Raw genomic sequence first — 11,577 nt, forward strand, 5'->3', positions numbered from 1 at the left:
TTCTATCAGTCAGGAACGCGAGAGGTTCAGCAGTTCTCGGGCGTGCTCGATCGCGGCCCCCGAATCCGGCAGGCCCGACAGCAGACGCGCCATCTCGGCCTCGCGATCGCCGCCCTCGAGACGCCGGACGCTCGACGCGGTCACCGAGCCGTCGTTCGACTTCACGACGGTCAGGTGGTTCGTCGCGAAGGCGGCGACCTGCGCGAGGTGCGTCACCACGATCACCTGGCTCGTCTCGGACAGCCGGGCCAGCCGGCGCCCGACCTCGATCGCGGCGGCGCCGCCGATACCGGCATCCACTTCGTCGAACACGAAGGTCGGCACGGGATCCGTCCCCGCGATCACGACCTCGATCGCGAGCATCACCCGGCTGAGCTCTCCGCCCGAGGCGCCCTTGGCCACCGGCCGCGCCTCGGCGCCGGGGTGCGGTGCGAGGAGGATCGTCACGTCGTCGCGCCCCGACACCGAGGGGGTGCCGGGCTCGACGGTGACGAGCAGCCGCGCGTCGGGCAGCGCGAGCTGGCGCAGCTCGGCCGTGACGGCTGCGCCGAGTCGCTCCGCCGCCGCGGTGCGCGCTGCGGTCAGCTCAGCGGCGGCGGCATCCAGGGTGCCGGCGAGCTCGTCGCGCTGAGCACGCAGGCGCTCGATGCGGTCGCCGTCGTCGTCGAGCTCCATGAGTCGCGCCGATCCGCTCTCGAGGAGGGCCAGCGCCTCGTCGAGGCTGCCGTGTGCCCGCAGCAGTCCGTTCAGGGCGGCACGCCGTTCCTCGACAGCGGCGAGCTCCTGCGGCCCGCTCTCATCGAGGTCTGCGAGGTAGGCGCTCAGGCCCGTCACGAGGTCGGCGGCACGGTAGCCGAGATCGGCCAGCGGCTCGACGAACGCCGCGAGAGCCGCGTCGCTCGCCGCCGAGCGCTCGATCGCGCGCCGGGCCTCGGCCAGCAGCGAGACCGCGTCCGGAAGCTCGTCGTCGTTCGAGAGCGCGTCGTGCGCCGTGGCCGCGGCCGCGCGCAGCTCCTCGACGTTGGCGAGCTTCTCGGCCCGCTCGGCGAGCACGGCGTCCTCACCCGGCTGCGGGGCGACCGCCTCGATGTCGGCGATGCGTGCCCGCAGGTCGTCGGCCTCGCGGCGGCGCGCGTCGCGATCGGCGTCGAGCTGCGTCAGTTCTGCGTCGACGGCACGCCAGGCGTCGAAGGCCGCGCGGTAGCGTTCGCGCGCTGCGGTGATCTCGGGCCCGCCGAAACGGTCGAGCGCGTCGCGCTGGGCAGCCGCCGACTTGAGGCGCAGCTGGTCGGACTGCCCGTGCACCACGATCAGCTGCTCGGCGAGCTCGGCGAGCACCGCGGCCGGCGCCGGGCGACCCCCGACGCTCGCGCGGCTGCGCCCCTCGCTCGAGAGCACGCGGCCCAGATACAGCTCGGAGCGGCCTCCGCCGATCGGCTCGACGTCTCCCCCGGCCTCTCGGACGCGCTCGGCGACGGGGCCGTTCTCATCGACGATCCAGACGCCGTCGACGGATGCTTGCGGCGCGCCCGCGCGCACGGCTCCGGAGTCGGCCCGCTGACCAAGCAGCAGCCCGAGTCCGGTGACGACCATCGTCTTGCCCGCGCCCGTCTCACCCGTGATGGCGGTGAACCCGGGGCCCATCGGCAGCGTCGCCTCGGCGATGACTCCGAGGCCGCGCAGACGCATCTCTTCGATCACGACGCGCCCTCTCGCTGCTCGAGGCTGGGACCACGCCACCCGACGACCGGCAACCGGAACTTCCGGACCAGGCGGTCGGTGAAGGCGGCGGGATGCAGGCGCGCCAGGCGAACCGGCGTCTTCGACCGACGCACGACGACGCGCGCTCCGGGGGGCAGCTCCTGCGACCGGCGGCCGTCGGCCCAGAGGATGCCGGTGCCGTTCGTGCCCGCGCCGACCTCGATAGCCACCGATGCCTCCGGGCTGATCACGAGCGGACGGGCGAACAGCGCGTGCGCCGAGAGCGGGACGACCGCGACCGCTTCGACGTCCGGCCAGATCACGGGGCCGCCGGCGGAGAAGTTGTACGCGGTCGAGCCGGTCGGTGTCGCGATGACGACTCCGTCGCAGCCGAAGGCCGACAGCGGACGCCGATCGACCTCGAGGACGACCTCGAGCATCCGCTCGCGACTGGCCTTCTCGACCGTCGCCTCGTTCAGCGCCCACGTCTCGTAGACCACGGCCCCGGTGCCGTCCTTGACGCGGACCGAGAGCGCCATGCGCTCCTCCACGTCGTAGTCGCGGTCGATGACGCGCCGGACGGCATCGTCCATGTCGTCGGCCTCGATCTCGGCGAGGAACCCGACGTGGCCCATGTTGATGCCCAGGACCGGAGCGGTGCCGCCCCGGACGAGGTCGACGGCGCGCAGGATCGTGCCGTCGCCGCCCAGGACGATCGCGAGTTCGAGCTCGGCGACGCTCACGTCGAGGTCGAGCGTGAGGACGCCGGGCAGTTCACCCAGCTCCTCGACGAGCTCGGCGCGATCGTCGGCTGCGAGCACGGGACGAGCCCCCGCGCCGGACAGCGCGTTCAGGACGCGTTGCGCCGCGGCGACGGTGTCGGGACGGCGCGCGTGGGCGACGACGAGGATGTTGCGCATCGCGTCGGTCATCGGGCTCCCGCCAGTTCGTCCACCGTGTGTATCCATTGTGTCGGATTGCCCGTGTCATCGACGCGGATGCACAGGTGCACGACGTACTCCTGATTGCCGTGCGTCCCCGCGATCGGCGAGGCGATCACGCCGCGGGTGGCGAGCCCGGCGTCCCACGCCGACCACAGCACGCCCATCACCGCATCCGCTCGCAACGCCGGATCGGTGACGAGCCCGCCCTTGACCGCGGTGCGACCGACTTCGAACTGCGGTTTGACGAGGAGGATGACATCCGTCGTCGAGGCGCACACCGAGACGACCGCCGGGAGGACGTGCTCGAGCGAGATGAACGACAGATCACCGGTGATGATGTCGGGCCGGAACGGACCGCCAGCGAACCCGCTCACGGCCTCGGGCGAGAGGTCGCGGACGTTGAAGCCTTCTACGACGATCACGCCGTCGTCGGCCGCGATCGCCGGCGAGAGCTGACCGTGCCCCACGTCGACGGCGACGACCGGGCGGGCCCCGCGCTCGCGGAGCACTTGCGTGAAGCCGCCGGTCGAGGCGCCCATGTCGAGGGCCGCGCGCTCGGCCACGGCGATGCCGAACGCGTCGAGCCCGGCGATGAGCTTGTGCGCTGCGCGGCTGACGTAGTGGTCGGCGCCGGCGACGACGAGAGTCGCGGTGTCGGACACGGGGTGGGATGCCTTCACGACGGTGCGCCCGTCGACGGAGACGAGTCCGTCGGCGATCAGGGTGGCGGCGTGGCTCCGCGAGCGTGCGAGTCCGCGCGCGGCCAGTGCCGAATCGAGGCGGGTGCTCACGCGGCGCCGGTCGGACCGGAGTCGAGGCGGCGGGCGAGCTCGTCGTGCAACGCGGCGTACGACGATGCGCGCTCGCTCAACGGCTGGTCCTCGATGACGTCGAGCGACGACAGCAGGTCGTCACGCCACTGATCGGCGATGCTCTGAGTCGCGCTGTCCGCGGCGCTCGCCTCGCGCTCGCCCGGGTCGGCACCATCCATCGACATGGATCCCACGATACGCGGGGTCAGGGACGGTGGAACGGATCCGCGTAGAGACGCTCGGGAACCCGGAAGCCGTAGATCGCACGGCCGGTCGCCCAGATCGCCGCGGCGCCCGCGCGCACGAGGTCGATGGGGCGATCCCCCTCCGAGACGATGACGATGTCGGCGCCGTCGATGCGTACCGACGCGTTGCCGACGGTCGTCACGTCGCCCTTCGTCCTGACCTCGGGGTAGGGCTCGTGGAGCTCGCGCAGGTCGCTGACGATGTAGGTCGGCCGTGCGTTGGCGGGCGCTGCGAGCAGGTGCTTGGGCCGGTCGATGCCGGTCAGCACGAGCACCGAGCGGATGCCGGCAGCCTGAGCTCCGGCGATGTCGGTGTCGAGGCGGTCGCCGATGAAGAGCGGCTGCGAGGCGCCGAAGCGAGCGACGGCCTCGTCGAAGATCGGACGTTCGGGCTTGCCGGCGACGGTCGCGAGTCGACCCACGGCAGTGTGCACGGCGGACACGAGCGTGCCGTTACCCGGCGCGATCCCCCGCGCCTGCGGAATGGTCCAGTCGGTGTTGGTGGCGATCCACGGAATCCCGCCCTCGTCCTCGGGGGTCGCGAGCGCGTACGCCGCCTCGGCGAGCTGCGCCCAGCCGACCTCCGGGGCGAAACCCTGCACGACAGCGGCGGGCCCGTCCTCGGCCGACCGTGTGGGTACGTAGCCCGCCTTCTCGAGTTCGTGGACGAGCCCATCGCCGCCCACGACGAGGATCGTCGCCCCGGCGGGAACCCGCTCTCGCAGCAGGCGCATCGCCGCCTGCGGGCTCGTGATGACGTCCTCGGGGCGCGTCGCTGTCAGGCCGAGTTCCCGCAGATGGTCGGCGACCACCGAGTCGCGCCGGGACGCGTTGTTGGTGATGTAACCGAGCCGGCGCGTCTCCCCCGCACGGTTGAGGCTGTCGATCGCGTGCGGCAGGGCGCCGGGACCGGCATAGACGACACCGTCGAGGTCGGCCAGGACGGCATCCACACCGTCGAGCGGTGTCGAGGTTGCCCGGGAGAACAGGCCCATCAGCCGCGCTCCTCCGTCTTGCTGTCCGCCGGCGCCTCGCTCTCGAGCGCGGCGTCCTCGTCGATGTCGTCGACCACGATCAGCTCACGGTCGGCGTCGGTCGCGCCAAGGGCCTCCTCGGCCACGAGGGCGCGCCGCTGCCAGAGTGCGGCTTCCTCGGACCGCCCGAGGTCCTCGAGCACCGCGGCGCGGGCGGCGAACAGCGCGGGGCTCCATGAGAAAGCCCGGTCGGGGTCGAGCTCGGGAATGTCGAGCTCCTGCAGCGCACGCTCGGTCTCACCGAGGTCGAGACGTGCGCCCGACATCGCGATGGCGAGTTCGACACGCACCTCGATCGGAAGCGTCGACCGGTCCACGGCGCGACCGACCTCGAGCGCGCGGTCGGGGCGACCCACGCCACGCTCACTGTCGACCATCATCGCGATCTGGTCATCGCTGCCGGAGATGCGTCGATACGTACGGAGCTCGCGCAGCGCGAGGGCGTAGTCCCCCGTGGCATACGCGGTGATGGCGACCGTCTCACGGACCACGCCGACACGGCCGGCACGGCGGGATGCCGCGAGCGCGTGCTCGTGCGCGAGCTCGGGGTCGTCGTCGATCAGCTGGGCGACCATCGCGAGGTGACGGGCGACTTGCTCCGCGTTCTCCTTGCTCAGGGTCTTCAGTTCGTTGCGCGCAGCTCCCGGAAGATCGCGAGCCGTGACGGTCTCGGGGATCTCAGGGCCGCGCGGAATGTCGCGACGCTCGGACCCCTGCGGCGGACGCGACGAACGTGCCCCATCGCGGTCGTCGCGACGCGGGCGCGCGTCGCCATCCCGGCGCGGGTACGACGGACGATCGCCATCCCGGCGCGGACGGGAGTCGCCGTCGCGGCGCGGATACGACGGGCGATCACCATCCCGGCGCGGACGGGAGTCCCCGTCCCGGCGCGGGCGAGAGTCGCCGGCGCCATCGCGACGCGGATACGACGGGCGATCACCATCCCGGCGCGGACGGGAGTCGCCGTCACGGCGCGGGCGAGAGTCGCCGGCTCCGTCGCGACGCGGATACGACGGGCGATCGCCATCACGACGGGGCCGCGAATCACCGTCACGCTGGGGACGCGCGTCACCATCGCGGCGGGGACGATCGCCGTCCCGGCGGGGACGATCGCCGTCCCGGCGGGGACGGTCATCGTTGGAACGCGGTGGACGAGCATCGCCGTCGCGACGCGGACGCCGTGCTCCGGAGTCCGCAGCAGAGTAACGGGGCTTGCGCTCCGATCGCGGGCGGTCTTCTTCAGTCACGACGTTCCTTTCGTCCCGGAAACGAGAAAAGGCCACCCAACACTGGGTGGCCATTTCACGAAAGAAGTCCGGCGGTGTCCTACTCTCCCACAGGGTCCCCCCTGCAGTACCATCGGCGCTGTGAGGCTTAGCTTCCGGGTTCGGAATGTAACCGGGCGTTTCCCTCACGCTATGGCCGCCGAAACACTATTGATGTTTCAGTCTGCACAACGATTGATCGTTATGCGGTTCTCGACCGTACATCGAGAACCACTCAGTGGACGCAAGCACCAAAAACGGTGTGTTATCAAGTCATCGGCTTATTAGTACCGGTCAGCTTCACGTGTTACCACGCTTCCACATCCGGCCTATCAACCCAGTAGTCTAGCTGGGAGCCTCTCGCCCGAAGGCATGGAAATCTCATCTTGAGGCCGGCTTCCCGCTTAGATGCTTTCAGCGGTTATCCATCCCGAACGTAGCTAACCAGCGGTGCTCCTGGCGGAACAACTGGCACACCAGAGGTTCGTCCAACCCGGTCCTCTCGTACTAGGGTCAGATCCTCTCAAATTTCCTACGCGCGCAGCGGATAGGGACCGAACTGTCTCACGACGTTCTAAACCCAGCTCGCGTACCGCTTTAATGGGCGAACAGCCCAACCCTTGGGACCTACTCCAGCCCCAGGATGCGACGAGCCGACATCGAGGTGCCAAACCATGCCGTCGATATGGACTCTTGGGCAAGATCAGCCTGTTATCCCCGAGGTACCTTTTATCCGTTGAGCGACAGCGCTTCCACAAGCCACTGCCGGATCACTAGTCCCGACTTTCGTCCCTGCTCGACCTGTCAGTCTCACAGTCAAGCTCCCTTGTGCACTTACACTCGCCACCTGATTGCCAACCAGGTTGAGGGAACCTTTGGGCGCCTCCGTTACTTTTTGGGAGGCAACCGCCCCAGTTAAACTACCCACCAGGCACTGTCCCTGAACCGGATTACGGTTCGAAGTTAGATATCCAGAGTGACCAGAGTGGTATTTCAACAATGACTCCACGGTAACTGGCGTCACCGCTTCAAAGTCTCCCACCTATCCTACACAAGCCACACCGAACACCAATACCAAGCTGTAGTAAAGGTCACGGGGTCTTTCCGTCCTGCTGCGCGTAACGAGCATCTTTACTCGTAGTGCAATTTCGCCGAGTTCGCGGTTGAGACAGTTGGGAAGTCGTTACGCCATTCGTGCAGGTCGGAACTTACCCGACAAGGAATTTCGCTACCTTAGGATGGTTATAGTTACCACCGCCGTTTACTGGGGCTTAAATTCTCAGCTTCGCCTTGCGGCTAACCGGTCCTCTTAACCTTCCAGCACCGGGCAGGCGTCAGTCCGTATACATCGTCTTGCGACTTGGCACGGACCTGTGTTTTTAGTAAACAGTCGCTACCCACTAGTCTCTGCGGCCTCCACACCCTTTCGGAGTAAATCCTAATAAGTGGAAGGCCCCCCTTCTCCCGAAGTTACGGGGGCATTTTGCCGAGTTCCTTAACCACGATTCTCTCGATCTCCTTGGTATTCTCTACCTGACCACCTGAGTCGGTTTGGGGTACGGGCAGCTAGAACCTCGCGTCGATGCTTTTCTCGGCAGCATAGGATCACCCACTTTTTATCCGCATCGTGTCTCAGCCTGTATGAGTCACGGATTTGCCTATGACTCGGCCTACGCACTTGCCCCGGGACAACCATCGCCCGGGTTGGGCTACCTTCCTGCGTCACACCTGTTAATACGCTAGCCGCACCAGCATGGGGTCGAGCGTTAGACCGGACCGTCTCACCCCGAAGGGATCAACTAAGCCCGGGTTAGGACTCTTAGCACCACTGGATTAGCTTGGGCGGTTCTTCGCCGGTACGGGAATATCAACCCGTTGTCCATCGACTACGCCTGTCGGCCTCGCCTTAGGTCCCGACTTACCCAGGGAAGATTAGCTTGACCCTGGAACCCTTGGTCTTTCGGAGGACGTGTTTCTCACACGTCTTTCGCTACTCATGCCTGCATTCTCACTCGTGTGCCGTCCACGGCTGGGTCACCCCGCCGCTTCACCCGGCACACGACGCTCTCCTACCCATCAACACGGCTGGACCACGAAGGCCTACCAATAATGTCAATGCCACAACTTCGGTGGCGTGCTTGAGCCCCGTTACATTGTCGGCGCGGAATCACTTGACCAGTGAGCTATTACGCACTCTTTCAAGGGTGGCTGCTTCTAAGCCAACCTCCTGGTTGTCAGAGCAACTCCACATCCTTTCCCACTTAGCACGCGCTTTGGGACCTTAGTTGGTGGTCTGGGTTGTTTCCCTCTCGACTATGAAGCTTATCCCCCACAGTCTCACTGCTGCGCTCTCACTTACCGGCATTCGGAGTTTGGCTGACGTCAGTAACCTTGTAGGGCCCATCGGCCATCCAGTAGCTCTACCTCCGGCAAGAAACACGCAACGCTGCACCTAAATGCATTTCGGAGAGAACCAGCTATCACGAAGTTTGATTGGCCTTTCACCCCTATCCACAGCTCATCCCCTCAGTTTTCAACCTAAGTGGGTTCGGTCCTCCACGACGTCTTACCGTCGCTTCAACCTGGCCATGGATAGATCACTTCGCTTCGGGTCTAGGACACGCGACTGAATCGCCCTATTCAGACTCGCTTTCGCTACGGCTACCCCACACGGGTTAACCTCGCCACGTATCGCTAACTCGCAGGCTCATTCTTCAAAAGGCACGCTGTCACCCCTACTAAGGAGGCTCCAACGGTTTGTAAGCAAACGGTTTCAGGTACTATTTCACTCCCCTCCCGGGGTACTTTTCACCTTTCCCTCACGGTACTTGTCCGCTATCGGTCATCTGGGAGTATTTAGGCTTATCAGGTGGTCCTGACAGATTCACACGGGATTTCTCGGGCCCCGTGCTACTTGGGATACTCTTCACGCCAAGAGAAGCATTTCGACTACGGGGTTCGCACCCTCTATGACCAGGCATTCAAACCTGTTCGTCTATACCTTCTTGTAACGTCGACCACTCGGCAGAATGATCAGAAAAGTCCCACAACCCCCAACGTGCAACGCCTGCCGGCTATCACACACGCAAGGTTTAGCCTGATCCGGTTTCGCTCGCCACTACTAACGGAATCGCTGTTGCTTTCTCTTCCTGTGGGTACTGAGATGTTTCACTTCCCCACGTTCCCTCTACCCGCCCTATATATTCAGGCGGGAGTCACTAGGTCGGCACGCCGCCCAGCGGGGTTTCCCCATTCGGACACCCTCGGATCACAGTGTGCTTATCCACTCCCCGAGGCTTATCGCAGATTGCTACGTCCTTCTTCGGCTCCAGATGCCAAGGCATCCACCGTTTGCTCTTAAAGACTTGAAATCACATGAGTTGAATCGTCAAAAAATTGACTAATGATCTTTAAGATCATCTTCACGACACAACACCCGAAGGTGTCGCATCGAAGATGCTCGCGTCCACTGTGTAGTTCTCAAAGTACGGGCGGTACCCTCCCCACATGCCACCCAAGCAGCATGAAGAAAAGGCCCAGAGGTTGCGGACTCTCATCCGGTCCCTCAGGACCCAACAGCGTGCAGGTGCGACACCCGAAACCCTCCCCGTTCCCACCGCAAGCGGCGTACTAGAGAAGAACCTCATCCTTCGCACCATGTCAAATGTTCCACCCATGAGCTCCCAGCGAAGAACATGTGCCTTCGAACTGGGTTCTGGACTCCGAAGAGTCAGATGCTCCTTAGAAAGGAGGTGATCCAGCCGCACCTTCCGGTACGGCTACCTTGTTACGACTTAGTCCTAATTACCGATCCCACCTTCGACGGCTCCCTCCACAAGGGTTGGGCCACCGGCTTCAGGTGTTACCGACTTTCATGACTTGACGGGCGGTGTGTACAAGACCCGGGAACGTATTCACCGCAGCGTTGCTGATCTGCGATTACTAGCGACTCCGACTTCATGAGGTCGAGTTGCAGACCTCAATCCGAACTGGGACCGGCTTTTTGGGATTCGCTCCACCTCACGGTATTGCAGCCCTTTGTACCGGCCATTGTAGCATGCGTGAAGCCCAAGACATAAGGGGCATGATGATTTGACGTCATCCCCACCTTCCTCCGAGTTGACCCCGGCAGTATCCCATGAGTTCCCACCATTACGTGCTGGCAACATAGAACGAGGGTTGCGCTCGTTGCGGGACTTAACCCAACATCTCACGACACGAGCTGACGACAACCATGCACCACCTGTATAGAGACCTTGCGGGGCGACTGTTTCCAGACGTTTCCTCTATATGTCAAGCCTTGGTAAGGTTCTTCGCGTTGCATCGAATTAATCCGCATGCTCCGCCGCTTGTGCGGGTCCCCGTCAATTCCTTTGAGTTTTAGCCTTGCGGCCGTACTCCCCAGGCGGGGAACTTAATGCGTTAGCTGCGTCACGGAATCCGTGGAATGGACCCCACAACTAGTTCCCAACGTTTACGGGGTGGACTACCAGGGTATCTAAGCCTGTTTGCTCCCCACCCTTTCGCTCCTCAGCGTCAGTTACGGCCCAGAGATCTGCCTTCGCCATCGGTGTTCCTCCTGATATCTGCGCATTCCACCGCTACACCAGGAATTCCAATCTCCCCTACCGCACTCTAGTCTGCCCGTACCCACTGCAGGCCCGAGGTTGAGCCTCGGGTTTTCACAGCAGACGCGACAGACCGCCTACGAGCTCTTTACGCCCAATAATTCCGGATAACGCTTGCGCCCTACGTATTACCGCGGCTGCTGGCACGTAGTTAGCCGGCGCTTTTTCTGCAGGTACCGTCACTTTCGCTTCTTCCCTGCTAAAAGAGGTTTACAACCCGAAGGCCGTCATCCCTCACGCGGCGTTGCTGCATCAGGCTTGCGCCCATTGTGCAATATTCCCCACTGCTGCCTCCCGTAGGAGTCTGGGCCGTGTCTCAGTCCCAGTGTGGCCGGTCACCCTCTCAGGCCGGCTACCCGTCGACGCCTTGGTGAGCCATTACCTCACCAACAAGCTGATAGGCCGCGAGCTCATCCCTGACCGAAATTCTTTCCAGCTACTGACCATGCGGTCGCAGCTCGTATCCGGTATTAGACGCCGTTTCCAGCGCTTATCCCAGAGTCAGGGGCAGATTGCTCACGTGTTACTCACCCGTTCGCCACTGATCCACAGAGCAAGCTCTGCTTCACCGTTCGACTTGCATGTGTTAAGCACGCCGCCAGCGTTCATCCTGAGCCAGGATCAAACTCTCCGTAAAGAAAATTTGCTGCGACCAGCCGGAAAAAGACTGGAGCAGCGAGTTTGATGCTGACCAAAGAGATAAATCATTGCTGACTATCCGTTGCCTCCCCCAAAGAGGAGGTCTTTGATCCAAAGGAATCTCACCCCACCGAAGTGGAGTCGAGGTTATTTGGCATTTGACAAGTGCACGCTGTTGAGTTCTCAAGGATCGGACGCTCCCCCAACTGACCTCACAGCCAGCCCAGAGGGCAACTTCACAACCATACCCCACCCGCGACGCGCTTCGATCTGCCTTCGGAACGAGGTTCCGCGACAGTCGAGGACTGC

Annotated in this window: 7 protein-coding genes and 3 rRNA genes; all 10 read right to left on the reverse strand. The window is 64.1% G+C overall.

The features are described from left to right. Positions 1–9 precede the first annotated feature (9 nt). Complete coding sequence (gene recN / locus C1N74_RS13085) at positions 10–1,701, reverse strand: DNA repair protein RecN (RefSeq protein WP_064955560.1); 1,692 nt, start codon at positions 1,699–1,701, stop codon at positions 10–12. Continuing rightward, entirely contained in the window at positions 1,698–2,633 is a 936-nt protein-coding gene (locus C1N74_RS13090) for an NAD kinase (RefSeq protein ID WP_023955795.1), read from the reverse strand. The genes recN and C1N74_RS13090 overlap by 4 nt, the downstream gene beginning before the upstream one ends. Further along, positions 2,630–3,436 (reverse strand): TlyA family RNA methyltransferase, encoded by an 807-nt coding sequence (locus C1N74_RS13095; protein ID WP_137750690.1) that lies wholly within the window; start codon positions 3,434–3,436, stop codon positions 2,630–2,632. The genes C1N74_RS13090 and C1N74_RS13095 overlap by 4 nt, the downstream gene beginning before the upstream one ends. After that, on the reverse strand, positions 3,433–3,642 hold the full coding sequence (locus tag C1N74_RS13100; protein WP_071919144.1) for a hypothetical protein: 210 nt from the start codon (positions 3,640–3,642) through the stop codon (positions 3,433–3,435). Before C1N74_RS13100 ends, C1N74_RS13095 begins: the two co-directional genes overlap by 4 nt. 20 nt (positions 3,643–3,662) lie before the next feature. Next, positions 3,663–4,697: an HAD-IIA family hydrolase gene (locus C1N74_RS13105; RefSeq protein WP_137750691.1), complete on the reverse strand. Its 1,035-nt coding sequence runs from the start codon at positions 4,695–4,697 to the stop codon at positions 3,663–3,665. Then, positions 4,697–5,311, reverse strand: a complete 615-nt coding sequence (locus C1N74_RS16520) for a hypothetical protein (protein ID WP_237049147.1) — start codon at positions 5,309–5,311, stop codon at positions 4,697–4,699. Before C1N74_RS16520 ends, C1N74_RS13105 begins: the two co-directional genes overlap by 1 nt. Positions 5,312–5,358: 47 nt before the next feature. Further along, positions 5,359–5,871 carry a hypothetical protein gene (locus C1N74_RS16525; protein WP_219994741.1) on the reverse strand — a complete coding sequence of 171 codons (513 nt, stop codon included), beginning with the start codon at positions 5,869–5,871 and terminating at the stop codon, positions 5,359–5,361. Positions 5,872–6,049: 178 nt separating this feature from the next. After that, positions 6,050–6,166, reverse strand: a 5S ribosomal RNA gene (rrf, locus tag C1N74_RS13115). A 99-nt stretch (positions 6,167–6,265) separates the two neighbouring features. Continuing rightward, positions 6,266–9,372 (reverse strand): 23S ribosomal RNA (locus tag C1N74_RS13120). A gap of 374 nt (positions 9,373–9,746) precedes the next feature. Further along, positions 9,747–11,266 (reverse strand): 16S ribosomal RNA (locus tag C1N74_RS13125). The 16S, 23S and 5S rRNA genes sit together here, the layout of an rRNA operon. Positions 11,267–11,577: the final 311 nt, after the last annotated feature.

The organism is Microbacterium sp. SGAir0570 (assembly GCF_005491085.2).
Lineage (GTDB): Bacteria > Actinomycetota > Actinomycetes > Actinomycetales > Microbacteriaceae > Microbacterium > Microbacterium arborescens.